The organism is Micromonospora sp. BQ32 (genome assembly GCF_059358895.1).
The window spans coordinates 38,879-61,397 of sequence record NZ_JCADBI010000007.1; the positions used below are offsets into that span (position 1 = coordinate 38,879).

Genomic DNA, 22,519 nt, shown 5'->3' on the forward strand with positions numbered 1-22,519 from the left:
CCGGGACGATGTTCACCGGAACCGCGGTCTTCGACCTGCTGCTGCCGGGCGACTCCCGGTCGCTCAAAGCCAAGAGATCATATGTACGGCCGATCGTGGCGGCGCTGCGCCGCTTCGAGGTGTCGGCCGCCGAGGTGGGTGCGCTCGACCTGCATGGTCGAGCGCAACTGGCGGTGGCCGTGGTGGCCGCCGAAACGGCGCACGTCCGCGAGGTGCTCGACTCCTGTGAGCGCCTGGTGGCCGGTCGCCCCGAGGTCGAGTTGCTGTCGGTCCGCCGCCGGCTCTACGGCGTCGACGACGACTGACCATGGTGCCGGCCGTGCCGGGCGACCGGAGCGGCCGCGAAGGTAGTGTTCGAGATGTTGGCCGGTCGGCCGGCGGCCTCCGGGCCGCCGGTTCGACCGGGAGCAGGACGCCGTGGAGGTGGCGAGATGTCTGATCCGGCCAAGGTACGCCGGCACGCGGAACGGGTGCGTGAGCTGGTCGCGTCGGTGGTGCGGAGCCAGATCAAGGACCCGCGGCTCGGGATGATCACCATCACCGATGCCCGGATTACCGCTGACCTGCGTGATGCGACGGTCTTCTACACGGTGCTCGGTGACTCGGTGGCCCAGGCGGACACCGCGGCGGCGCTGGAGAGCGCCAAGGGGCTGCTGCGCAGCACGGTCGGCAAGGCGCTCGGGCTGCGCCACTCGCCGACCCTCACGTTCGTCCTCGACGACGTGCAGGACCAGGTCAAGCACATCGACGACCTGCTCGCCGCCGCCCGCAACGCCGACGCCGAGGTGCAGCGGCTCGCCGCCCAGGCGAAGTACGCGGGCGAAGCCCAGCCGTACCGGGTGGACGACGAGACGGATGAGGCCGACGAGACGGACGAGGCCGATGAGGCCGCTGACGTCAAGGAGACCCCGCGGGGTGGGGAAACGCGGTGACCAGCACCGCCAACGCCCCGCTCGCCGGGGCGGCCGGGCTCGGCCCCACCGAGGCGGCCTGGGCCGCGGCCGAGGCGTTGGTGCGGGCTCTCCCGCCGACCGGCCGGGTGCTGCTGATCTGCCACATCAACCCGGACGGCGACGCGCTGGGCAGCATGCTCGGCTTCGGTCTGGGCCTGCGGCAGTTCGGCGTACGCGACGTGCAGGCGACCTTTCCCGGGCCGCCGGAGGTGCCGGAGCCGTTCCGTGGGCTGCCCGGGCTGGACCTGCTGGTCCCGGCGGACGCCGCCGATCCGGCACCCGATCTGGTGATCTGCTTCGACGCGGCGAGCGAGTCGCGCCTCGGCGAGTTGGCCGGACGGTTGTCGTCGGCGGGTGCGGCGCTGGTGCTCGACCACCATGCCTCCAATCCCGGTTTCGGCACGGTCAACCTGGTCGACCCGGGTGCGGCGGCCACGTCGGTCGTGGCCGAACAGTTGCTGGCCCGGCTCGGGGTGGTGGTGGATCCAGCCATCGCCGAGTGCCTCTACGTGGCGCTGACCACGGATACCGGCTCGTTCCGGTTCGAGGCGACCACTCCGGCGGTGCATCAGATGGCCGCCCGGTTGCTGGCGACCGGCATCTCACCGGGTGACATCTCCCGGCGGGTCTTCGACACCCGGCCCTTCGGCGCGGTCCGCCTCTTCGGTGAGGTGCTCGGCCGCGCTCGGCTGGAGCCGGCCGCCGCCGGGGGGCGGGGACTGGTCTGGACCTTCGCCACGCTGGACGATCTGGCCCGGCACGACCAGCGGCCGTACGTGCTGGAGGCGCTGATCGACTCGGTGCGGTGCACCGCCGAGGCGGATGTGAGCTGTGTGGTGAAGCAGACCAGGCCCGCCGAGTGGGCGGTGTCGATGCGCAGCAAGGGCGCGGTGGACGTCAGTCGGGTCGCGGTCGCGCTGGGCGGTGGTGGGCACACGTTCGCGGCCGGGTTCACCGGTCGGGGCACCGCCGAGCAGGTAATCGAGTCGATCCGCGGCCAGCTGGACGCGGCGCTGATCGGCTGACCCCGGCCTTCGACCGTCATCGATCGGCCGGTCCGGAAGATCAGGGTCAGCTCCGGGGAGTGTTGGTCTTCCCGCGCTTCGTGAGACCGGGAAGAATTGCGGGATGGAGCAGCCGCACGACCTCACCGTGGAGGCCCCCCGCGCCTGGGACCGGCCCGCCGTCTCCGTTCCCGTCCTCGTCTGCCTGTCGCTCGTCGGTGGCCGGTTCGCGTCCTTCTCCACCGAGGCGAATCTGTTCACCCTCGGCACGGGTGGGGTGCTGATCTGGCTCGGTCTGAGCAACCGGGTGCCCCGCCGGCCGGCACCGCGCCGGCTGGGCACGGGGGCGGCCTGGTGGGCGGTGCCGGTGGTGGTCTTCGGGGTCTTCGAGGGCGTGACCTTCGTGCTGGCTGCCGGCGATGACTTTCCCACCTTCTCCCGGCTGGCCGACCCTCTCCTGGAGGATCACCTGACCCGCTCGGCGGCCTGGTTCGCCTGGTTGGCCGCCTTCTGGGGGCTGGTGCGGCGATGATGCGAGCGCTTGCGATCGGCGGCTTCCTCGCCGCGTTGGTCCTCTTCGCGGTGGTCGAGTGGATGGCCCGGCGGGAGGGGTCCCGGATCCCCACCCTGGGCGAGGTCTGCGCATACGTGATGCGTTACGAGGTCGGCTCGGTGCCGGTGGGCCGGATCGGTCTGTTCGGGTTCTGGTGGTGGCTGGGCTGGCACTTCCTGGCCCGCTGAGCCGGGTTGCTGGCTGTCCAGATGGCGGGAACCGTAAGCAGTATGTGGACCTGAACGATAACTTGGGAGAAGGCCGGTACCGCCTGGCGGTGCAGGTCATGGGCGGTGGTGCCACACCCCGTGCCGCCTCCCTCCAGGGTCGGATCGACCCGGGCTCACGCTGCCCAGTCGGCTGCTCCGGTAATCCCGGACCGCCGTGGGGTGCTCAGCACGACCGCCCGTGAGGGTCGCCGCGTGTCGGCGGCTCGCGCCCTGGAAGAGGAGCGCCACCATGCCGAACAAGCCCAAGCCTGAGACCACCACCGACGACGCCCGCGAGCAGGCCCGCCGCGCGCTGCAGACGTCGATGGACACCCGGCAGTGATCTGCCCGGGTCAGCGGTAGGCGCTGCGCGGGGGAGCCGCGACGAGCCCGCGCGCCAACCGCCGATGAGGTAAGCAGTCGGCGGGATTGCGATCCTTACCGCAGCCATGCCAGGATCGACGGCGATGAACCACGCCGCCACCGCCCACCTGTCCGCCTCGCCCCGGCGCATCGCCACGCTCGCCCTGCCGGCCCTCGTGGTGCTCGCCGCCGAGCCGCTCTACGTGCTGGTCGACACCGCCGTGGTCGGTCACCTCGGCCGGGTGCCGCTCGCCGCGCTCGCCGTCGGTGGCACGGTGATGACGCTCACCGCCTGGGTGGGCACCGTGGTCGCCTACGGCACCACCGGGCGCGCGGCCCGGCGCTTCGGCGCGGGTGACCGGGCAGCCGCGGTCGCCGAGGGCGTCCAGTCGTCCTGGTTGGCGTTCGGTGTCGGTCTGCTGATCGCGATCGGCATGCAGGTCGGCGGCGGCGCGCTCGCTCGTACCCTCGCTGGTGGTGGTGGCGAGGTGGCCGACGCCGCCGCGCAGTGGCTGCGGATCGCGGCCCTCGGCGCTCCCGGCCTGCTGCTCGCCGCCGCCGGCAACGGCTGGCTGCGCGGTGTGCAGGACACTCGCCGCCCGTTGTTCTTCGTGCTCGGCCCCAACCTGCTCTCCGCGCTGCTCTGCCCGCTGCTGGTCTACCCCGGCGGGCTGGGTCTGGTCGGCTCGGCGGTGGCGAACGTCGTCGCGCAGACGCTCTGCGGGCTGCTCTTCGCCGCCGCCCTGGTCCGTGAGCGGGTGTCGCTGCGACCCCAACCCCGCGTGATTCGCCAGCAACTGGTGCTCAGCCGGGACCTGCTGATCCGTGGGCTGGCGTTCCAGGCCAGTTTCCTGTCCGCGACCGCCGTCGCCGCCCGCTTCGGCGCCGCCGCCGTCGGCGCCCACCAGATCGCGCTGCAACTCTGGTTCTTCACCGCGCTGGTGCTCGACGCCCTCGCCATCGCCGCGCAGTCCCTGGTCGGCGCCGCGCTCGGCGCCGGCGACGACGCGGGGGCGCGGGCGCTCGCCCGTCGGATCGGGCTGCTCGGCGGCGTCTGCGGCGTGGGCTTCGCGCTGCTCGTCGCCGCCGGCGCCGGCGTCGTGCCGTCGTGGTTCAGCTCCGATGCGGGGGTACGCGAGCAGGCCATGGTGGCCTGGCCGTGGTTCGTCGTCATGCTGCCGCTTGCTGGGGTGGTGTTCGCCCTCGACGGCGTGCTGATCGGCGCTGGCGACGTGCGTTACCTGCGCAACCTCACCATCGTGGCGGCGCTCGGCGGCTTCCTGCCGGCCATCTGGCTGGCGTACGTGCTCGATCTCGGGCTGGGCGGCATCTGGGCCGGGCTCACCCTGTTCGTGGTGATCCGGCTGGTCGCCCTGCTGCTGCGCCTGCGCGACGGCAGGTGGGCGGTGACCGGCGCGGTCCGCTGACCGGTCGCGGGGCCGGCCGGTCAGCAGCGCATGGTGGTCGGCGCGGGCGCGCCGAGGTCGAAGATGGTGCCCGGGTCACCCGCGGGTATCCGCTTCCCGTGCAGGGCAGCCAACCAGTACTGCTCGCGGACCCAGCCGTCCCGCAGTTGAGCGCAGTCCGCGTTCCAGGTGATGGCCTCCGCCGAACCGAGCCACAGACCCTTGGAGGACGCCTGCACGTCGTCCGGGTGCGGCACCTGCCAGACCACCCGGTCGCGGACCGCCACCACGGCCGCTCCGGCGGGTGCCCGCGAGTCAACGTCGAACGGGTACGCCCACACGAACTCCGTGGAAACCTCCAACAGTCGGATCCCCTTCTCCTCGGTGGTGGCCCGGTAACTGACCCGGCCGTCGGCTCGGGCGCCGGGCTCCCATTCCGACGGCGATGCCATCCGGGTCGCGTACCGCAGGAAGCTGTTGCTGGTGAAGTCCGGCCGGAGCCGCTCGCGGGCATCCGGGGCGAGCAGCGCGAGGAACGGCTCCGGATCACCCATGAACATCGAGGTGTCGAGCCGGCTCTTGATCAACGCCTTGCGCACCGACTCCAGCGCGGCCCGCACCTGGGCCGCGGTGAACGGCCCGGTGGCCTTAGCCGCAGGCATGCGCACAGCCTGCTCACCCGGCGCGAAGGAGGCCGCCGGCGACCCGGCGAACAGGTCCCGTGGCTCGCCGACCCTGCTCACCGGCGGGGTCGGGCTCGGCGTGGGGCTTGCCGAGGCGGATGCGGATGCGGAGACACCATCGGCAACTCGACCGACCAACACCACCCCGCCGACGACCATCAGCACGGTCAGCACCAGGCCGAAGCCGAGCAGTAGCGCCCCGTTGTGCCGGGCCGAGAAGAAGCGGACCCGGTCCCACCCGGTGGGCTGGTGCTCGGTCTGCGGTGACCGCAGCCACTCCGGTAGCTGCACCGGGTTGACCTGCGCCACCGCGGCGGGCGGCGGTGGTGGGTCGACCGGGTCCGTCGGTGTGGTGCTCTCCATGGTTCCTCCGTCAGTATTCGCCGCTGGTGGCCAGCGCGAGCAGGTAGTAGGTGCCGGTCACCAGGGCGGTCCCGAGGACGGCTGCCACGACGAACGACAGCACGGCGACGATGTGCGGATGTGACTCGCTCCATCTGGTCCGGGCGCGCCAGTGCCACAGCGCCCGGCGGGCGGCCCGGAGCGCCGGCCGGCCCTCGATCAGGTCGTCGACGTAGCGCGCCGGGGTCCGCCGCTTCGGCGTCGGCTGCCGCATCCACTGCGGTAGGTCGACGCGAGCGCGGTGCTCGTGGCCGGGAGGTCGGTCGGAGGTCATCGGCGGTCCTGGTCCCTTGGCGACGGCATCGGGCGGATGATCTTCGCATCCATGACGGTCGGCCGGCTGCCCCACTCGACCTTCCGTCGAAATGGACGCCCCGTCCCGACAGGCCGGCTCAGACCCCGTGAGTGGAGGCTGCGGTCACGACGGGCCTGCCCACGCACTCTCGGGTACCGGCCATCTGGCAGGCTTGGCCGACGTGAGCACCGATGGTCTGATCGTGGTCGACAAGCCCGGCGGCATGACGTCGCACGACGTGGTGGCGCGGATCCGCCGACTGGCGAAGACCCGGCGGGTCGGGCACGGCGGCACCCTCGACCCGATGGCGACCGGCGTGCTGGTGATCGGTGTCGGTCGGGCCACCCGGTTGCTGACCTACGTGATCGGCGCGGGCAAGAGCTACGCCGGCACCATCCGGCTCGGCCAGACCACCGTCACCGACGACGCCGAGGGTGACGTGACCGCCACCGTGCCGGCCGGTCAGGTCACCGACGACGCGATCCGGTCGGCGCTGGCCGGGCTCAGCGGCGAGGTCGACCAGGTGCCGAGCGCGGTCAGCGCCATCAAGATCGACGGGCAGCGGGCGTACAAGCGGGTCCGCGACGGTGAGAGCGTCGAGCTGCCGGCGCGGCGGGTCACCATCTCCCGGTTGGAGGTGCTGGCGATCCGCCGCACCGAGCCGGACGTGGTGGACGTGGATGTGGACGTGACCTGCTCCTCCGGCACGTACATCCGGGCCATCGCCCGGGACGCCGGCCTGGCGCTCGGCGTCGGCGGGCACCTCACGGCGTTGCGGCGCACCGCGGTGGGTGGCTTCACCCTCGCCGAGGCGGCGACCCTCGACGAGTTGGAGCAGCGCGCCCCGGACGTGGTGAACCTGCCACTGGACGCGGCGGCCGACCGGTTCTTCGCGCGCCGGGAGGCCACGCCCGACGAGGCCCGGGTGCTCGCCCACGGCGGACCACTCGACCCGGCCGGCCTCACCGGGCCGTACGCCGTCTTCGGGCCGGCCGGCGGTCTGATCGCTATCGTCAGCGAGCGGGACGGGCGGGCTCGGGCGGAGATCGTGCTCGCCCCGGCCTGACAGCGGGGCGCAGGTCCGCCGGCCCGCAGCCGGCGGTGTCGACCCGCCGGCCGGCGGGACAGCAGAGAGGAACGGCATGCAGCGGTGGCGGGGCTACGACGCGGCGCCCGGCGGGTGGGGACGCTCGGTGGTCACCATCGGCGTCTTCGACGGCGTGCACAAGGGGCACCAGGCGACGATCGGGCACGCCGTGGCCCGGGCCCGTGAGCTGGGCGTGCAGTCGGTGGTGGTGACCTTCGACCCGCACCCGGCCGAGGTGGTCCGCCCCGGTTCGCACCCGGCGGTGCTCACCGAGCCGGCGCGTAAGGCCGAGCTGATCGAGGCGCTCGGCGTGGACGTGCTCTGCGTGGTGCCCTTCACCCCGGAGTTCTCCCGGGTGCCGGCCGAACAGTTCGTGCACGACGTCCTGGTCGAGCACCTGCACGCGGCGTTGGTGGTGGTCGGCAGCAACTTCCGCTTCGGGCACCGGGCGGCCGGCGACGTGGCGTTGCTGGAGCGGCTGGGTCAGACGTTCGGCTTCGGCGTGGAGGGCGGCCCGCTGGTCGCCGAGGACGGCACCGTCTTCTCCTCCACGTACATCCGGTCCTGCGTCGACGCGGGCGACGTGGGCGCGGCGGCCGCCGCGCTGGGCCGCCCACACCGGGTGGAGGGCGTCGTGGTCCGCGGCGACCAGCGGGGCCGGGAGCTGGGCTTCCCCACCGCCAACCTGCTCTGCCACCGGTACGCGGCGGTGCCCGCCGACGGGGTGTACGCGGCCCGGCTGATCCGCCGTGGCCAGCGTGAGCCGCTGCTGGCGGCGGTCTCCGTGGGCACCAACCCGACCTTCTCCGGCCGGGAGCGGCGGGTGGAGGCGTACGCGCTGGACTTCTCCGGCGACCTGTACGGCGAGCGGCTGGCCCTGGACTTCGTGGCGCACCTGCGTGGTCAGATCCGGTACGACTCGATCGAGCCGTTGATCGCCCAGATGAATCAGGACGTCGAGCGCACCCGGCGCGCTCTGGCCTGATCGTGGTGGGGTGACGGGTCGCCATCGAGGCCCTTCGCCGGGTGTTACCGGCGAGTGCTGGTAGTCTTGCCGGGACGTCGGGTGACCGGCGTGGGGCCTCGCGTGCCTGCTCGACGCCGCGGGTGCGAGGTACCGGTCCGTTCCCGGTCCATCGGGACGACGGACACCCACTTGATCAACCCATCGAAACAGGGAGAACATGGCGCTCGATCAGGAAGCCAAGGCCAGCATCCGCGCGGAGTACGCGACCGCCGAGGGCGACACCGGTTCGCCGGAGGTCCAGGTCGCGGTCCTCACCAAGCGGATCGCCGAGCTGACCGAGCACCTGAAGGTGCACAAGCACGACCACCACAGCCGCCGTGGGCTGCTGCTGCTGGTCGGCCGGCGCCGTCGGTTGCTCAACTACGTCCAGAAGAAGGACATTGCCCGCTACCGGTCGCTCATCGAGCGGCTCGGTCTGCGCCGGTGACGTGACGGGGGAGTGGCCGGACGGCCGCTCCCCCGTACCGCGTCCCACCTGAGGAAACACGGGCCGCGCGACCACCCGAGAGGGAGCCGGTCAGCGTACCGGTCTCCGGTAGTGGCCCCCGGGAACCCGGCATCATGCCGGCCACCCGGGCGCTTCGATCGAAGACCGGCCGGCTGAGCAGCTCCCCGATGTCGTGGGCCCACGACGCGAAGGAGCACGACAGCACATGACCGAGACCAAACTCGGCACCGAATCCCGCACCGCCGTGATCGACAACGGGTCCTTCGGCACCCGCGAGATCACCTTCTCCACCGGCCGGCTGGCTCGCCAGGCCGCCGGTTCCGTCATCGCCCAGCTGGGCGAGACGGTGGTTCTCTCCGCCACGACCGCCGGTAAGCACCCGAAGGAGCAGTTCGACTTCTTCCCGCTGACCGTCGACGTCGAGGAGCGGATGTACGCCGCGGGCCGCATCCCCGGCTCGTTCTTCCGCCGCGAGGGTCGGCCCAGCGAGGACGCGATCCTCACCTGCCGGCTGATCGACCGGCCGCTGCGCCCGTCCTTCGTCAAGGGCCTGCGCAACGAGGTCCAGGTCGTCGAGACCATCCTCGCGCTCGACCCGCAGCACCCGTACGACGTCGTGGCGATCAACGCCGCCTCGATGTCGACCAAGCTCTCCGGCCTGCCGTTCTCCGGCCCGATCGGGGCGACCCGCGTCGCTCACATCGACGGCCAGTGGGTCGCCTTCCCGACCCTGGAGGAGCTGGCTCGCGCCACCTTCGACATGGTCGTGGCCGGCCGCACGCTCGAAGACGGCGACGTCGCGATCATGATGGTCGAGGCCGAGGCCACCCCGAACGCCGTCGCCCTCATCTCGGCCGGTGCCACCGCCCCGACCGAGGAGGTCGTCGCCAGCGGCCTGGAGGCCGCCAAGCCGGCGATCCGTGAGCTGTGCCGCGCGCAGAGCGAGCTGGCCGAGGTCGCCGCCAAGCCGGTCACCGAGTTCCCGGTCTTCCTGGACTACCAGGACGACGTGTACGACGCCGTCTCCGAGCTGGCCCGCGCCGACGTGGCCGAGGCGATCACCATCGCCGGCAAGGCCGACCGCGAGGAGGCCCTGGACCGGGTCAAGGCCCGGGTCGCCGAGGAACTGGGCGCTCGGTTCGAGGGTCGGGAGAAGGAGCTCAGCGCCGCCTTCCGGTCGCTGACCAAGTCCGAGGTGCGCAACCGCGTGCTGCGCGAGCAGGTCCGCATGGACGGGCGTGGCCCGCGCGACATCCGGGCGCTGACCGCCGAGGTCGGCGTGCTGCCCCGGGTGCACGGTTCGGCGCTGTTCGAGCGGGGCGAGACCCAGATCCTGGGTGTCACCACGCTGAACATGCTCCGCATGGAGCAGATGGTGGACACGCTGTCCCCCGAGAACCGCAAGCGCTACATGCACAACTACAACTTCCCGCCGTACTCGACCGGTGAGACCGGCCGGGTCGGCTCGCCGAAGCGTCGCGAGATCGGCCACGGCGCCCTCGCCGAGCGCGCGCTGATCCCGGTGCTGCCGTCGCGCGAGGAGTTCCCGTACGCCATCCGGCAGGTGTCGGAGGCGCTCGGCTCCAACGGCTCCACCTCGATGGGTTCGGTCTGCGCCTCGACGCTGGGCCTGCTCTCCGCGGGTGTCCCGCTGAAGGCGCCGGTCGCCGGCATCGCGATGGGCCTCATCTCCGACGAGGTGGACGGCAAGACCCAGTACGTGACGCTGACCGACATCCTCGGTGCCGAGGACGCGTTCGGTGACATGGACTTCAAGGTCGCCGGCACCCCGGAGTTCGTCACCGCGCTCCAGCTCGACACCAAGCTCAACGGCATCCCGTCGGACGTGCTGGCCGCCGCGTTGCAGCAGGCGAACGAGGCCCGGCAGGTCATCCTCGGGGTCATGAAGGCGGCGATCGAGGCTCCGGCCGAGATGTCCGACTACGCGCCGCGGGTCACCACCGTCAAGATCCCGGTCGACAAGATCGGCATGGTGATCGGCCCGAAGGGGCAGACCATCAACGCGATCCAGGACGAGACCGGCGCCGAGATCTCCATCGAGGACGACGGCACGATCTACGTCGGCGCCACCAACGGCCCGTCGGCCCAGGCGGCCGTCGACCGGATCAACGGCATCGCCAACCCGACGCTGCCGAAGCAGGGCGAGCGGTTCCTCGGCACGGTGGTCAAGACCGCCGCGTTCGGCGCGTTCATCTCGCTCCTGCCGGGCCGTGACGGTCTGCTGCACATCTCCAAGGTGGGCGACGGCAAGCGGGTCGAGCGCGTTGAGGACTTCCTCAACGTCGGTGACCGGGTCGAGGTCGAGATCGCGGACATCGACGCCCGCGGCAAGATCTACCTCGACAAGGTCCGCCCGGAGGGCACCGAGGCTCCGGCCGCCGGTGAGGCCGCCGCTGGCGACCGGCCGGCTGGTCGGGACCGGGGCGACCGGGCTCCGCGTGACCGCGGCGACCGTGAGCGTGGCGGCGACCGTGGCGGGCGTGGCCCGGAGCGCGGCGGCGAGGGCGGCAACGGCGGCGGCGGCGAGGGTGGCGAGGGCGGCGAGCGTCCGCGCCGTCGGACCCGGCACAGCTGACCGTCGTACAACGCATCACCCACCCCTCGTCGAACCGGGAGCAAGACGTGAGTCGGGCCATCAGCGCGCCGTTTCCACCGGATCGACGGGGGGTGGCTGCGTCTCGGGACACCGGGGCGGGCCGCTCCGGCGGCACCGCCCGCGCGGTGACCCGGACGCTCAGCGACGACCCGCTGGGCGGCACGGTACGACGTACCGTGCTGCCCAGCGGCCTGCGTGTCCTCACCGAGGCGATCCCGGCGATGCGCAGCGTCTCGTTCGGCATCTGGGTGGCGGTCGGCTCGCGCGACGAGACCGGCCCGCAGGCCGGTGCCGCGCACTTCCTCGAACACCTGCTCTTCAAGGGCACCCACAAGCGCACTGCGCTGGAGATCTCCTCGCAGATCGAGGCGGTGGGTGGTGAGACCAACGCCTTCACCACGAAGGAATACACCTGCTACTACGCCCGCGTGCTGGACGAGGACCTGCCGCTGGCGATCGACGTGATGTGCGACCTGGTGGCCGACTCGCTGTTGGAGCCGGCCGACGTCGAGACCGAGCGCGGCGTGATCCTGGAGGAGATCGCCATGCACGACGACGAGCCGGGTGACGAGGTGCACGACCTCTTCGTCCAGGCCGTCTACGGCGATCACCCGCTGGGTCGGCTGATCTCCGGCACCGCGGAGACCGTCACCCCGATGACCCGCCGGCAGATCCAGAGTTTCTACCGGGGTCGCTACACCGCGCCGCAGATCGTCATCGCCGCCGCCGGCAACCTCGACCACGCCGCGGTGGTCAAGCTGGTCCGTCAGGCCGTGCGCGGCACCCCGCTGGACAGCGACCCGGCCAGCCCGGCGCCGCACCGCGCGGCGACCCCGGCGGTACGCACCAAGCCGGCGACCACCCTGGTGGAGCCGAAGGAGACCGAGCAGGCCCACGTCATCCTCGGTTGCCCCGGCATCGACCGGCTCGACGATCGACGGTTCGCCCTCGGGGTGCTCAACAACGTGCTCGGCGGCGGCATGTCCAGCCGCCTGTTCCAGGAGATCCGCGAGCAGCGCGGTCTCGCGTACTCGGTCTACTCCTACGCCAGCCAGTACGCCGACAGCGGCCTGTTCGCCGTCTATGCCGGCTGTGCTCCCGGCAAGGTGGACGAGGTGCTGGCCCTGACCCGCGCGGAGCTGGCCCGGGTGGCCGCCGACGGGTTGACCGAGGCCGAGGTGGCCCGGGGCAAGGGGATGAGCAAGGGCTCCTTCGTGCTCGGCCTGGAGGACACCGGTTCGCGGATGAGCCGGCTGGCCAAGGGTGAGCTGCTCTACGGCGACCTGATGCCGGTCGACGAGCTGCTCCGCCGGGTCGACGAGGTCACCGTGGAGGACGTGAACGTCCTCGCCGCCGAGCTGCTCAGCCGCCCGATGTCGCTGGCCGTGGTGGGTCCGTTCGGCGCTGGCGACTTCGCGGTCTGAGGTCTGCCGCCCGGCCTGGTCGAGGCATCCGGCCGGTGGAGCGCAGCGGATCCGGCCGAAGGGGCACGTCCTGATTGGGATAGGTTGTGCCCGTGACTGACGAGCAGGAGAAGCCCCCGGCCCAGCAGCTGCGGGTCGGCGTGTTTGGTGCGCGCGGCCGGATGGGCATCGAGGTCTGCAAGGCGGTTGACGCCGCCGACGATCTCGCCCTCGCCGCGGCGATCGACCAGGGCGACAGCCGCTCCGCCGTCTCCGCCGCCGAGGTGGTCGTCGACTTCACCACGCCGGACGTCGTCATGGGCAACCTCCGGTGGTGCATCGAGCAGGGCATCAGCGCGGTGGTCGGCACGACCGGCTTCACCGAGCAGCGGCTGGAGCAGGTGCGCGGCTGGCTCGCCGACCAGCCCGGGGTGGGCGTGGTCATCGCCCCGAACTTCGGCATCGGCGCGGTGCTGATGATGCAGTTCGCCGCGCGTGGCGCCCGACACTTCGAGTCCGTCGAGATCATCGAGCAGCACCACCCGCGCAAGCTGGACGCCCCGAGCGGCACCGCCACCCACACCGCCCGGCAGATCGCCCTGGCCCGCGCCGAGGCCGGCCTCGGCCCGGTCCCGGACGCCACCAAGGACGAGGTGCCGGGTGCGCGCGGCGCCGACATCGACGGAGTACGCGTCCACGCGGTGCGCGCCACCGGCCTGGTCGCCCATCAGGAGGTGCTCTTCGGCGGCACCGGCGAGACGCTGACCATTCGGCACGACTCGTACGACCGGGTGTCGTTCATGCCGGGTGTGCTGCTGGCCGTCCGCGCGGTGCGCAACCGCCCCGGCCTCACCGTCGGCCTGGACGCCCTGCTCGGCTGACCGATCCGGCTCCTTCCGGGGCGAAACCTGGTCGCGGCGCGGGTCCGGCCGCCCCTAGGCTGCCCCGATGATCGATGGTGGACATGCGGACCGGGCCGGGCGGCGAGTCACGTTGCGGCCGGTCGACGACGACAACTGGCGGGCGGTGGCCGACGTCGCCCCGCGCGACGACCAGCGCCGGTTCGTGGCCGCGCTGGGGGCCCGTTACCTGCTGCTCAGCATGCGCTCCGAGGTGTGGAACTCGCTCGCGGTCTACGCCGACGAGCGTGTCGTCGGCCACGTCATGTGGGGTGTGGACGACGACGGCTCGCACTGGATCGGCGGCATGCTCATCGACGCCGCCGAGCAGGCCCAGGGCGTCGGCCGGGCCACCGTGCGGACGCTGGCCCCCTGGCTGGCGGCCCGCGACGGCAACCCCCCGGTCCGCCTCTCGTACCACCCCGACAACACCCCGGCAGCGACCCTCTACACCTCCCTGGGTTTCCACCCCACCGGCGCGGTCGACGACGACGAGCTGATCGCCGAACTAACCCCCTGAGCCCCGCGATCTTGCACTTTCTGCCGCGACATGAGCGACATCGCACCCATCCCGACAACCGAAACCGCAAGATCGCGGGACCGTCCGGCTTGGTCTAGCGGGGGAGGGACGGGGTGGTGGGGTGGCGTTGGGTGGGCAGGGTTGGGGTTGGGGCCAGCGAGGTGGGGAGACCGGTGACGGTGGCTTCGCCGGTGCGGTCGACCGTGACGTGCACGGGGGTGTCGGCCACGCGGAGACCGTCGACCGCGACTGCACCGAGCTCTGCTCCCGCCAGGGGTGCCAGACGAACCGTGCCGCCCGGTACGTCCGGGTAGAGCCCCGTGGCGGCCTGGAGCAGCAGCACCGCGCCGGCCGCGGCCCACGCCTGCGGTCGGCACGCCGCCGGGTACGGCACCGGGCGGCTCACCAGTGCCCGGTCGTCGCCGCCGTACAGCTCCGGCATCCGGTAGTCGAACGCCTCGGCCGCGCTGAGCAGCCCGTCGGCCAGGCCGAGCGCGGCCTCGCGGTGCCCGGCGCGGGCCAGCCCACCGAGCACGATCGCGGTGTCGTGGGTCCAGATCAAGCCACAGTGGTACGACAGCGGGCTGAAGCCGGCGTCATCGCTGGACATCGTGCGGAGCCCGAACCCGGTGGCCATCGTGTCGGTGGTGAGCAGGTGCGCGACCTGAGCCTCCTCGTCGCGGTCGAGCAGGCCGGTGCCGAGCAGGTGGCCGATGTTGCTGGTCAGCGAGTCGACTGGCGACGTCCCGTTCGTCGGCGGGCACAACTACACCCAGTTGTTCACCGAGGACGGGCTGGCCCGCCGCGACTTCATGACCAGCCTCCGCAACAACATCTACTACGTGGCGATCGTGGTGCCGGCGCAGACCGTGCTCGCACTCGGACTGGCGTTGGTCGTCAACAACCGGATGCTCAAGGGCAAGAGCTTCTTCCGCAGCGCCTTCTACTTTCCCTCGGTGACCAGCTCGGTAGCGATCAGCGTGGTGTTCCTCTTCCTCTTCGCCAACTCCGGCGCGGTGAACGCGCTGCTCGGCTTCGTCGGGGTCGACGGCCCGGAGTGGTTCGCCGACTCCCGGGGCGTGCTGCACCTGCTGTTCGGCGCGGTCGGCGTCGACTCGCCACCGGCGGCACTGGCCGACGGCGGCCCGTTCGGGCTGACCTGGTGGGACTGGTTGGCCGGCCCGAGCGTGGCGATGATCTCGATCATCACGTTGGTCGTCTGGACCACCTCCGGCACCTTCATGCTGATGTTCCTGGCCGGGCTCCAGAACGTGCCGGTCACCCTGGACGAGGCGAGCACCCTCGACGGCGCGTCCCGATGGCAGCGCTTCCGGTACGTCACCGTGCCGATGATCAGACCCACCACCTTCCTGGTGCTCACCCTGGGCATGATCGGCTCCTGGCAGGTCTTCGACCAGGTGTACGTGATGAGCCAGGGCGACCCGGCCAAGACCACGCTCACCCCGGCGTACCTGTCGTACCGGACCGCCTTCCGGGACTTCGACTACGGCTCCGGCGCGGCGATCTCGTTCGTGCTGTTCCTGATCATCATCGTGCTCACCCTGATCCAGCGCCGGGCGCTGGCCGAGCGGGACACCGACCGGCCGCGTCGCGGTTGGCGGCGTCGGCGCGTACCGGAAAGGCCCTGAGATGGCCGTGCTCACCGACCGCCCGGCGGCGCCGCCCGCGCGGCGTCACCAGCGCGCGGCCCGCGCCCTGGCCACCCGCTTCCTGGGGTACGCCACGCTGGTCTTCTTCGGGCTGGTGTTCCTCTACCCGTTCGTCATCCAGATCGGCAACGCGCTCAAGACCGAGCCCGACGCGGCGGCGAACCCGCTGTCACCGTTCCCGGACCCGCTCACGCTGGCCGGCTTCGAACGGATCTTCGCCGGCACCAACTTTCCCCTGTGGCTGGGCAACTCGCTGCTGGTGACGGTGCTGGTCACCATCGGTCGGGTCTTCTTCGACTCGCTCGCCGGCTACGCGCTGGCCCGGCTGCGGTTCCGGGGCCGCGGCGGGCTGTTCGCCGCCGTCATCGCGGTGATGGCGGTGCCCGGGGTGGTGCTGCTGATCCCGAAGTTCCTGGTGCTCAACCAGCTCGGCCTCTACAACAGCTACGCCGGTCTGGTGGTGCCGCTGCTGGCCGACGCGGCGGGCGTGTTCATCATGAAGCAGTTCTTCGAGTCGATCCCGGTGAGTGTCGAGGAGGCCGCCCGGATCGACGGGGCGAGCATCTTCCGCACCTTCTGGTCGGTGGTGCTGCCGATGGCGAAACCGGCGCTGATCACCCTCACCATTCTGTCGTTCCAGGGCTCGTGGAACGAGTTCCCGCACAGCCTGGTGTCGGTGCAGGACCCGGACCTGTTCACTCTGCCGCGCGGGTTGGCCGACCTGGTCAGCGGCTCGCTCGGCAAGGGCACCCAGTACCCGCTCAAGCTGGGCGCCGCGCTGCTGGCCACCATCCCGGTGGCGATCATCTTCGTGGTGTTCCAGCGGTACTTCGTCCGCGACGCCAACGACGGCTCGGACAAGGGCTGACCGGCCCGGTGTGGCGGCCCGGCTGGGGCCGCCACACCAGGTCACTCGGCCGGTACCTTCTCGGTCGGCACGCCCACGTGCAGGCGCACCTGGGGCACCAGCATGTCGTCGACGTCAAGCGCCCGGGCCGCGCCGTCGAGCTCCCACCCGGTGCTGGTGAGGAACTTGCGGGTCGCCTCGTCAGCGTCGAACGCCCAGGCCACCGCCCGGCTCATCCCGTCCTCCCGCCACAGGTCGACAGTGGCGGCGAGCAGCCGACTGCCGTGCCCGCGCCGGCCCCAGCGCGGCTCGACCAGCAGGTCGGTCACCGCCGCCACGTCCGGGCCGAGCGCGTCGGCCGGCTCACCCGGGGCCAACGCCTCGGCGTCGGCCGGGCCGGAGGCGGCGAACCCCACCAGATACGATTGCTCGGCCTGTTCGACGGCGACCAGCACCCGGTGCGCGCCCGAGGGCGGCTCCAGCACCGCGGCGCTCCACCGCCGGGCGAGGAACGCCTCGTCCAGGTTGTCGAGCACATGCCGAGGCAGGATCCGGCGGTACGCGACCCGCCAGGTCGCGAGCTGGATGCGTGCGATCTCGCCGGCGTCCTCGGGACGCGCCGGGCGGACGTACCCGAGAGCCATGGGACGGAAGCCTACGCAGGGCGAGGGAGACGACGGTGGCGCAGGGTGCCAACAGGACGACCGCGCAGGTCGTCGGGGTGGTGGTGCTCGCCGCGGCGGTCACCGGGTTCCTCGCCGTCGCCGCCGTCCGGCACGGGTTCTTCGACCTGAAGGTCTACTACGGCGCGTTGACCTGGTGGGTGCACGACGGCGGGGAGATCTACGACTACCTCAAGCCGGGCACCCAGTACGGCTTCACCTACCCGCCGTTCGCCGCGCTGGTCATGCTGCCGATGGCGTACCTGCCGTGGTCGGCCGCGATCGTGGTGAGCGTGCTCGCCAGCGTGGCCACCACCACGGTGCTGATCTGGTGGCTGGTCGACCCGATCGCCCGCCGCGCCGGCTGGACCCGGTGGTTCGCCCTCGCCGTGGCGCTCTGCCTGGCCGCCGCCTTCGAGCCGATGCGGGAGACGGTCAACTTCGGCCAGGTCAACACGCTGCTGCTCTTCCTGGTGGCGGTGGACCTGCTGCGGCTGCTGCCAGCCGGCAACCGGTGGACCGGGGTGGGCATCGGCCTCGCCACGGCGATCAAACTGACCCCGGGCGTGTTCATCGTCTACCTGCTGGTGACCGGGCGGTGGCGGGCGGCGCTCACCGCCAGCGGCACGGCCGCCGGGGTGTCGCTGCTGGCCGCGGCGCTCTTCCCGGACGCGTCCCGGGAGTTCTGGACCGAGGCGCTGTGGAACACCGGGCGGGTGGGCGAGCTGGCCTTCGTCTCCAACCAGTCGCTGCGCGGGGTGGTCGCCCGGCTCGACCCGGAGCACCCGAGCACCCTGCTGTGGCTACTGCTGGTGCTCGGCACCCTGGCGCTCTGGGCCTGGCGGTCCCGGGCCGCCGTGGCGGCCGGCGACGAGGCGACCGGCCTGGCGCTGACCGGCGCGGTGATGTGCCTGGTCAGCCCGGTCACCTGGGTGCACCACCTGGTCTGGCTGCTGCCCGCGTTGATCCTGCTGGTCGACAACGCGATGGCCGCGCCGGCCGGCCGCCGACGGCGGGTCCTGCTGGTCGCCGCGACCATCGGGTACGCGCTGCTGATCAGCCGGACCGTCTGGTTCTGGGAGAAGGACTTCACCGGCGTCGACGGCTTCCTGGGCAGCAACGCCTACGTGTGGGTCAGTCTGGCGCTGCTGGCCTTCCTGCCGATCCGCCGGTGGCTGACCCCGGACGGGTCAGCGGTCGAGGCGTCCGGCGTACCGCAGCTCGACCAGCCCGACCGGCGGGCCCCCGCCGGCCAGCGGCACCTGGTAGGTCGACCGCTCACCGTCCGGTGACAGGCCGGCCCGCTCGCAGAACCGGCGGGCCCGCCGGTTGTCCGCCAGCACCCACGCCCGGTACCCGGCCCAGCCCCGCTCGGTGAGCCCGCTCCGGGCGGCGTCCAGCAGCGCGGCGGCGGTCCCGTCACCCCAGCGGGACGGCTCCACGTAGAGCGCCACCACCTCGCCGACCGTCGGGTCCAGGTCGTCCCGGTCCTGGTTGCGGCGGTACGGCCCGAAGGTGGTGAAGCCGACGACCGAACCGTCCACCTCGCCGAGCAGGGTGGTGAACGGGTGCTCCGGATCGGCGGTGCCGACGTCGCGACGACGCTGTGCCCAGGCCACCACGTTGAGCCGCCCGAGCACCTCCTCCGGCATGAAGCCGGCGTAACCCGCCTGCCAGCCGTGCACGTGTACCCGGGCGACCGCCTCGGCGTCGTCCGGCTCCTCCCGACGGATGGTCAGCATTGCACCGTTCTATGCCCCGTTGGTCGTCACGTCCAGCTTCCCGCACCGACGTCGTACCCATGAATTAAGGTCGCCGACGATGACCGCACCGGAATCACTCTCGCTTGCCCAGGCCCGCCGGGTGGCGCTCGCCGCCCAGGGCTTCGCCGACCCGGCGCCGACGGGCGTGCCCACCCGCCGGCACCTGCGCCGGGTGTTGGGCCGGGTCGGGCTGATCCAGATGGACTCGGTCAACGTGCTGCAACGCGCGCACTACCTGCCGCTCTACAGCCGGCTCGGGCCCTACCCGACCACCCTGCTCGACCAGGCCGCCTACCGCCGTCCGCGGGAGCTGTTCGAATACTGGGGGCATGAGGCGTCGCTGGTCCCGGTCGAGCTGCATCCGATGCTGCGCTGGCGGATGGCCCGCGCGCACAGCGAATCCTGGGGCGGCATGCGGCGGATCGCCGAGGAGCAGCCGGAGCTGGTCGCCTGGGTCCGGGACGAGGTGGCCGCCCGAGGGCCGCTGACCGCCGCCGAGATCGAGCACGACGCGCCCCGGGAGACCGGCAACTGGGGGTGGAACTGGTCGGCGGTCAAGCGGGCGTTGGAGTTCCTGTTCTGGGCCGGGGAGGTCACCGCTGCCGAGCGCAGCACCTCCTTCGCCCGCCGCTACGACCTGCCCGAACGGGTGCTGCCCGCGGCGGTGCTGGCCGCGCCCACCCCGACCGACGCCGAGGCGTACCGCACGCTGGTGGGCCTCGCCGCGCGGTCGCTCGGGGTGGCCGCCGAGCCGGAGCTGCGCGACTACTTCCGGTTGCCGCTCGCCGGCGCCCGGCAGGCCGTCGCGGAGCTGGCCGAGGCCGGTGAGCTGGTGCCGGTCACCGTGGCGGGCTGGCGCCAGCCGGCCTGGCTGCACACCTCCGCCCGGCTGCCCCGCTGGGTGCGCGGCAACACCCTGGTCAGCCCCTTCGATCCGCTGATCTGGGAACGGGCCCGCACCGAGCGGCTCTTCGACTTCAGCTACCGGATCGAGATCTACGTCCCGGCGCCACAGCGGGTCTACGGCTACTACGTGTTGCCGTTCCTGCAGGGCGACCGGTTCACCGCCCGGGTCGACCTGAAGGCCGATCGCAAGGCCGGGGTGCTGCTGGTCCCGGCCGCCTGGCTCGAACCCGACGCCGACCCGGGGGAGACCGCGGTGGCGCTCGCCGCCGAGCTGTACCGACTCGCCGGCTGGCTCGGCCTGGACGCGGTGGCACCGCCGGCGGCCGGCGACCTGGCCGGTCCGCTCACCGCCGCGTTGGCCGGCGTGTCCGGTGTACCGTGAGCGCGTGACGAGCGCTCCCGGACCGGTCGACCAGCCACAGCCCGCCCCCGGCGCGGTCCACACGGCGCCGGCCGACGGGGCTCCCGAAGGCTCGGGTCCCGATAGCTTTGGTCCTGGCGGCTTCGGTCCGGGTGGCGCGGGTCCCGGCGGCTTTGGTCCCGGTGGCGCGGGTGCTGGCGACTTTGGTCCGGGTGGCGCGGGTCCGGAGGGTTGGCCGACGACTCCGCCGGGTGGCTACGCGGCGCCCGAGCCGGATCGGCTCACCCGGTTCGTGCTGCGCCTCTACGAACGTTCCCCGCGCTGGGCCGTGCCGCTGGCCGCGCTCGGCTGCGTCGCCGTCGGCATGAGCTACGCGCTGCTCAGCAACCCGACCCACGCCGACCCGGACGCCGCGCCCACCTGTCTGCTCAAGTTGACCACCGGGCTGGACTGCCCGGGCTGTGGTGGCACCCGCGCACTCTGGTACGTGCTACACGGCGACCTGCCGGCCGCCGCCCGGCACCACTTCGTCTTCATCTTCGCGCTGCCGTTCCTCGCGTACCTCTTCGTGGCCTGGGCGGGCAGCCAGGCATTCGGTTGGCGACTGCCCGAGCTGCGGATCAGCTCGAAGGTCATCGGCGGTTTCCTGGCCGCGTGGCTGGCCTTCTCGGTGCTACGAAACCTGCCCTGGGCGCCGTTCACCTCGCTCTACGTCTGACCCGCCGCCGCCCTGCGCCCGCTCCGGGGTTGTGCCGCTCGGCCGGCATGTGCTGTCGGGGTCCTTTGGAGCTGAATCGTTTACGGCATCACGTGCCTCCTTCACCGACCACTGCCGGTGATCGTCCCCTGCTCGGGTCGCTTGGGCGATTCGGGCTGTTCGGGGTTCTGCTCGGGTCGTTCGGGTCCCGCTCAGGCTGTGATCGGGTCGTGTTCGGGTCGTTCGGGTCGTGCTACGGCGCGCGAGGGGTCGGCCGTAGCTGCCGAAAGTCCTCCGAAGCCCGCCACCCCGTGATCGACTCGGCTTCCAGGAAACGGGCCATCCTTCCGACCCGGACACCGCGACTTCCAGGAACCCGAGTCGATCACCGGCGAGCCGCCGCACACCCGCGCTCTCGGGCGCACGGCGGCCGACGCACCTTGCCCCAAGATCGTGCTCGATCCTGGATGCAGTGGGGTCGGGCGCGGCGGATGCCACTACATCCAGGATGCTGCGCGATCTTGCGGGCGGAATTGGCTGCCGGGTCCCTCGGGTCGCTCGGCGCTCGGCGATCGATGGTCGGGTCTTGGGGTCGCGGTCGGGTTGTTGGGTCGGGGTCGGGTCGTCGCGGTCGGGCTCGGGTTGTCGCCTCGGGCTCGGGTCGCTGCAGTCGCGCTGGGTTGTCCGGGTCGCGCTGCGTGCTCGGCGCTGCGTGCTCGGCGTTGGGTGCTTGGGTCGTTTGGGTCCCTGGGCGTTTTGGCGGCGCTCGGGCCTCGCTCGGCGGATTGGGCGGCCCATCCGCCAGGGCTGATGTCGTAAACGATTCAGCTCCGAAGGACGCCAACGGAACTGTCCGCCCCGGTCTCGACGACGATGCCCGGACCCCGGCCCACCCCGCTGGCGTCGTCGGCTCCGGCGCGGGCTGAGTGATCGACATTGCACGGGGCGCGCCTGAGTTGGGCCGGCAGGCACTGCGCTACTACAGTCCCAGGAATGCCGGACATGGTGCAGCCCCAGGTCAAGTTGATCGCGTGGACCCAATTCGCGGCCCCGGACGACGTGCCGTGGTCGACCGACGCGGAGGGTGGCCAGGCGCTCGCCGAGTTCGCCGGCCGGGCCTGCTACCAGTCGTGGAAGAAGCCGAACCCGGCGACCGCCACCAACGCCGGCTACCTGGCGCACATCCTCGAAGTGGGCCACCTGAGCGTGCTGGAGCACGGGTCGGTCACCTTCTACTTCACCGGGGTGTCCCGGTCCTTCACCCACGAGCTGATCCGGCACCGGCACTTCTCGTACTCCCAGCTGTCCCAGCGCTACGTCCCGGAGCGGGACGCGGCCATGGTCGAGCCAGCGGTCATCGCCGACGACCCGGAGCTGCACAAGAAGTTCGTGGAGGCCGCCGAGGCGAGCGTTCGGGCGTACACCGAATTGCTGGAGGGCCTCGAGCAGCGCTTCTCCGACGAGCCCAACCCGACGCTGCGCCGCAAGCAGGCCCGGCAGGCGGCCCGGGCGGTGCTGCCCAACGCCACCGAGACCCGGATCGTGGTCTCCGGCAACTACCGGGCCTGGCGGCACTTCATCGCGATGCGGGCCACCGAGCACGCCGACGTGGAGATCCGTGAGCTGGCCGTGGAGTGCCTGCGCCAGCTCCAGGGTGTCGCCCCGAACGTGTTCGCCGACTTCGTGATCTCGACGCTGCCGGACGGCACCGAAGTGGCGGCCAGCCCGCACGAGGCGTCCTGAG

General features: G+C 72.1%; 24 protein-coding genes. 19 read left to right on the forward strand and 5 right to left on the reverse strand.

All coding sequences use genetic code 11. The annotated features are described in order from the left end of the window. The first annotated feature begins 8 nt into the window (after positions 1-8). The 6 genes from AC5L30_RS15585 (at position 9) to AC5L30_RS15610 (ending at position 4,509) form a co-directional block, all read left to right on the forward strand. Positions 9-305, forward strand: a complete 297-nt coding sequence (locus AC5L30_RS15585; RefSeq protein ID WP_030489481.1) for a DUF503 domain-containing protein — start codon at positions 9-11, stop codon at positions 303-305. A 126-nt stretch (positions 306-431) separates the two neighbouring features. Beyond that, positions 432-932, forward strand: a complete 501-nt coding sequence (rbfA, locus tag AC5L30_RS15590) for a 30S ribosome-binding factor RbfA (RefSeq protein ID WP_355581514.1) — start codon at positions 432-434, stop codon at positions 930-932. After that, on the forward strand, positions 929-1,978 hold the full coding sequence (locus AC5L30_RS15595) for a DHH family phosphoesterase (RefSeq protein WP_494868005.1): 1,050 nt from the start codon (positions 929-931) through the stop codon (positions 1,976-1,978). Before rbfA ends, AC5L30_RS15595 begins: the two co-directional genes overlap by 4 nt. 103 nt (positions 1,979-2,081) lie before the next feature. Further along, positions 2,082-2,489 (forward strand): hypothetical protein, encoded by a 408-nt coding sequence (locus tag AC5L30_RS15600; protein ID WP_354973924.1) that lies wholly within the window; start codon positions 2,082-2,084, stop codon positions 2,487-2,489. Next, positions 2,489-2,698 (forward strand): DUF6186 family protein, encoded by a 210-nt coding sequence (locus AC5L30_RS15605; protein WP_181539437.1) that lies wholly within the window; start codon positions 2,489-2,491, stop codon positions 2,696-2,698. The genes AC5L30_RS15600 and AC5L30_RS15605 overlap by 1 nt, the downstream gene beginning before the upstream one ends. Positions 2,699-3,186: 488 nt before the next feature. After that, positions 3,187-4,509, forward strand: coding sequence for an MATE family efflux transporter (locus AC5L30_RS15610; protein ID WP_494868007.1), 1,323 nt, complete (start codon positions 3,187-3,189; stop codon positions 4,507-4,509). Between the two features lie 20 nt (positions 4,510-4,529). Here AC5L30_RS15610 and AC5L30_RS15615 read toward each other — a convergent pair whose 3' ends face one another. Both AC5L30_RS15615 and AC5L30_RS15620 read right to left on the reverse strand, forming a co-directional pair. Then, positions 4,530-5,534: a hypothetical protein gene (locus AC5L30_RS15615; protein ID WP_494868009.1), complete on the reverse strand. Its 1,005-nt coding sequence runs from the start codon at positions 5,532-5,534 to the stop codon at positions 4,530-4,532. Between the two features lie 10 nt (positions 5,535-5,544). Beyond that, positions 5,545-5,847: a hypothetical protein gene (locus AC5L30_RS15620; protein ID WP_494868011.1), complete on the reverse strand. Its 303-nt coding sequence runs from the start codon at positions 5,845-5,847 to the stop codon at positions 5,545-5,547. 202 nt (positions 5,848-6,049) lie between these two features. Here AC5L30_RS15620 and truB point away from each other — a divergent pair, with 202 nt between their 5' ends. The 7 genes from truB to AC5L30_RS15655 all read left to right on the forward strand — a co-directional run bounded on the left by truB (position 6,050) and on the right by AC5L30_RS15655 (position 13,869). Continuing rightward, positions 6,050-6,934 carry a tRNA pseudouridine(55) synthase TruB gene (gene truB / locus AC5L30_RS15625; RefSeq protein ID WP_210815812.1) on the forward strand — a complete coding sequence of 295 codons (885 nt, stop codon included), beginning with the start codon at positions 6,050-6,052 and terminating at the stop codon, positions 6,932-6,934. 76 nt (positions 6,935-7,010) lie between these two features. Further along, the gene (locus AC5L30_RS15630) at positions 7,011-7,940 is read left to right on the forward strand and encodes a bifunctional riboflavin kinase/FAD synthetase (protein WP_494868013.1); all 930 of its coding nucleotides are present in this window, start codon (positions 7,011-7,013) and stop codon (positions 7,938-7,940) included. Between the two features lie 199 nt (positions 7,941-8,139). Beyond that, a complete protein-coding gene (gene rpsO, locus AC5L30_RS15635) occupies positions 8,140-8,409 on the forward strand; it encodes a 30S ribosomal protein S15 (protein WP_030337594.1) in 270 nt (89 codons plus the stop codon). Between the two features lie 226 nt (positions 8,410-8,635). Then, entirely contained in the window at positions 8,636-11,026 is a 2,391-nt protein-coding gene (locus AC5L30_RS15640; protein WP_357183024.1) for a polyribonucleotide nucleotidyltransferase, read from the forward strand. A gap of 47 nt (positions 11,027-11,073) precedes the next feature. After that, positions 11,074-12,471, forward strand: coding sequence for a M16 family metallopeptidase (locus AC5L30_RS15645; protein ID WP_494868015.1), 1,398 nt, complete (start codon positions 11,074-11,076; stop codon positions 12,469-12,471). Between the two features lie 92 nt (positions 12,472-12,563). Further along, positions 12,564-13,331 carry a 4-hydroxy-tetrahydrodipicolinate reductase gene (gene dapB / locus AC5L30_RS15650; RefSeq protein WP_494868017.1) on the forward strand — a complete coding sequence of 256 codons (768 nt, stop codon included), beginning with the start codon at positions 12,564-12,566 and terminating at the stop codon, positions 13,329-13,331. Between the two features lie 67 nt (positions 13,332-13,398). After that, positions 13,399-13,869: a GNAT family N-acetyltransferase gene (locus tag AC5L30_RS15655; protein ID WP_494868018.1), complete on the forward strand. Its 471-nt coding sequence runs from the start codon at positions 13,399-13,401 to the stop codon at positions 13,867-13,869. 94 nt (positions 13,870-13,963) lie between these two features. On the opposite strand, the gene AC5L30_RS15660 is transcribed toward AC5L30_RS15655, so the two are convergent. Then, positions 13,964-14,635: an amylo-alpha-1,6-glucosidase gene (locus AC5L30_RS15660; protein ID WP_494868020.1), complete on the reverse strand. Its 672-nt coding sequence runs from the start codon at positions 14,633-14,635 to the stop codon at positions 13,964-13,966. On the opposite strand from AC5L30_RS15660, the gene AC5L30_RS15665 reads away from it, so the two are divergent. Further along, entirely contained in the window at positions 14,583-15,518 is a 936-nt protein-coding gene (locus AC5L30_RS15665) for a carbohydrate ABC transporter permease (protein WP_494868021.1), read from the forward strand. The genes AC5L30_RS15660 and AC5L30_RS15665 overlap by 53 nt on opposite strands. Position 15,519: 1 nt before the next feature. Further along, positions 15,520-16,407, forward strand: a complete 888-nt coding sequence (locus AC5L30_RS15670) for a carbohydrate ABC transporter permease (RefSeq protein WP_494868022.1) — start codon at positions 15,520-15,522, stop codon at positions 16,405-16,407. Between the two features lie 41 nt (positions 16,408-16,448). Here the strand turns inward: AC5L30_RS15670 and AC5L30_RS15675 are convergent, their stop codons facing one another. Then, positions 16,449-17,030 carry a GNAT family N-acetyltransferase gene (locus tag AC5L30_RS15675; protein WP_494868023.1) on the reverse strand — a complete coding sequence of 194 codons (582 nt, stop codon included), beginning with the start codon at positions 17,028-17,030 and terminating at the stop codon, positions 16,449-16,451. Positions 17,031-17,065: 35 nt separating this feature from the next. Between AC5L30_RS15675 and AC5L30_RS15680 the strand changes: the two genes are divergently transcribed. Next, complete coding sequence (locus AC5L30_RS15680; RefSeq protein WP_494868025.1) at positions 17,066-18,340, forward strand: glycosyltransferase 87 family protein; 1,275 nt, start codon at positions 17,066-17,068, stop codon at positions 18,338-18,340. On the opposite strand, the gene AC5L30_RS15685 is transcribed toward AC5L30_RS15680, so the two are convergent. Then, the gene (locus AC5L30_RS15685; RefSeq protein ID WP_494868027.1) at positions 18,239-18,790 is read right to left on the reverse strand and encodes a GNAT family N-acetyltransferase; all 552 of its coding nucleotides are present in this window, start codon (positions 18,788-18,790) and stop codon (positions 18,239-18,241) included. The genes AC5L30_RS15680 and AC5L30_RS15685 overlap by 102 nt on opposite strands. Before the next feature lie 79 nt (positions 18,791-18,869). Here AC5L30_RS15685 and AC5L30_RS15690 point away from each other — a divergent pair, with 79 nt between their 5' ends. The 3 genes from AC5L30_RS15690 to thyX all read left to right on the forward strand — a co-directional run bounded on the left by AC5L30_RS15690 (position 18,870) and on the right by thyX (position 22,518). Next, the gene (locus tag AC5L30_RS15690) at positions 18,870-20,099 is read left to right on the forward strand and encodes a winged helix-turn-helix domain-containing protein (RefSeq protein ID WP_494868029.1); all 1,230 of its coding nucleotides are present in this window, start codon (positions 18,870-18,872) and stop codon (positions 20,097-20,099) included. A 4-nt stretch (positions 20,100-20,103) separates the two neighbouring features. Beyond that, positions 20,104-20,796: a DUF2752 domain-containing protein gene (locus tag AC5L30_RS15695; protein ID WP_494868031.1), complete on the forward strand. Its 693-nt coding sequence runs from the start codon at positions 20,104-20,106 to the stop codon at positions 20,794-20,796. A gap of 981 nt (positions 20,797-21,777) precedes the next feature. Then, positions 21,778-22,518, forward strand: a complete 741-nt coding sequence (gene thyX, locus AC5L30_RS15700) for an FAD-dependent thymidylate synthase (RefSeq protein WP_124816891.1) — start codon at positions 21,778-21,780, stop codon at positions 22,516-22,518. Position 22,519: the final 1 nt, after the last annotated feature.

Coding starts and splice junctions, on each gene's coding strand:
- AC5L30_RS15655 (WP_494868018.1), top strand. CDS start 13,399: ATGATCGATGGTGGACATGCGGACCGGGCCGGGCGGCGAGTCACGTTG.
- AC5L30_RS15630 (WP_494868013.1), top strand. CDS start 7,011: ATGCAGCGGTGGCGGGGCTACGACGCGGCGCCCGGCGGGTGGGGACGC.
- AC5L30_RS15670 (WP_494868022.1), top strand. CDS start 15,520: ATGGCCGTGCTCACCGACCGCCCGGCGGCGCCGCCCGCGCGGCGTCAC.
- thyX (WP_124816891.1), top strand. CDS start 21,778: ATGGTGCAGCCCCAGGTCAAGTTGATCGCGTGGACCCAATTCGCGGCC.
- AC5L30_RS15585 (WP_030489481.1), top strand. CDS start 9: ATGTTCACCGGAACCGCGGTCTTCGACCTGCTGCTGCCGGGCGACTCC.
- AC5L30_RS15600 (WP_354973924.1), top strand. CDS start 2,082: ATGGAGCAGCCGCACGACCTCACCGTGGAGGCCCCCCGCGCCTGGGAC.
- AC5L30_RS15615 (WP_494868009.1), bottom strand. CDS start 5,534: ATGGAGAGCACCACACCGACGGACCCGGTCGACCCACCACCGCCGCCC.
- AC5L30_RS15610 (WP_494868007.1), top strand. CDS start 3,187: ATGAACCACGCCGCCACCGCCCACCTGTCCGCCTCGCCCCGGCGCATC.
- AC5L30_RS15640 (WP_357183024.1), top strand. CDS start 8,636: ATGACCGAGACCAAACTCGGCACCGAATCCCGCACCGCCGTGATCGAC.
- AC5L30_RS15665 (WP_494868021.1), top strand. CDS start 14,583: ATGTTGCTGGTCAGCGAGTCGACTGGCGACGTCCCGTTCGTCGGCGGG.
- rpsO (WP_030337594.1), top strand. CDS start 8,140: ATGGCGCTCGATCAGGAAGCCAAGGCCAGCATCCGCGCGGAGTACGCG.
- AC5L30_RS15690 (WP_494868029.1), top strand. CDS start 18,870: ATGACCGCACCGGAATCACTCTCGCTTGCCCAGGCCCGCCGGGTGGCG.
- AC5L30_RS15620 (WP_494868011.1), bottom strand. CDS start 5,847: ATGACCTCCGACCGACCTCCCGGCCACGAGCACCGCGCTCGCGTCGAC.
- AC5L30_RS15605 (WP_181539437.1), top strand. CDS start 2,489: ATGCGAGCGCTTGCGATCGGCGGCTTCCTCGCCGCGTTGGTCCTCTTC.
- AC5L30_RS15685 (WP_494868027.1), bottom strand. CDS start 18,790: ATGCTGACCATCCGTCGGGAGGAGCCGGACGACGCCGAGGCGGTCGCC.
- rbfA (WP_355581514.1), top strand. CDS start 432: ATGTCTGATCCGGCCAAGGTACGCCGGCACGCGGAACGGGTGCGTGAG.
- AC5L30_RS15675 (WP_494868023.1), bottom strand. CDS start 17,030: ATGGCTCTCGGGTACGTCCGCCCGGCGCGTCCCGAGGACGCCGGCGAG.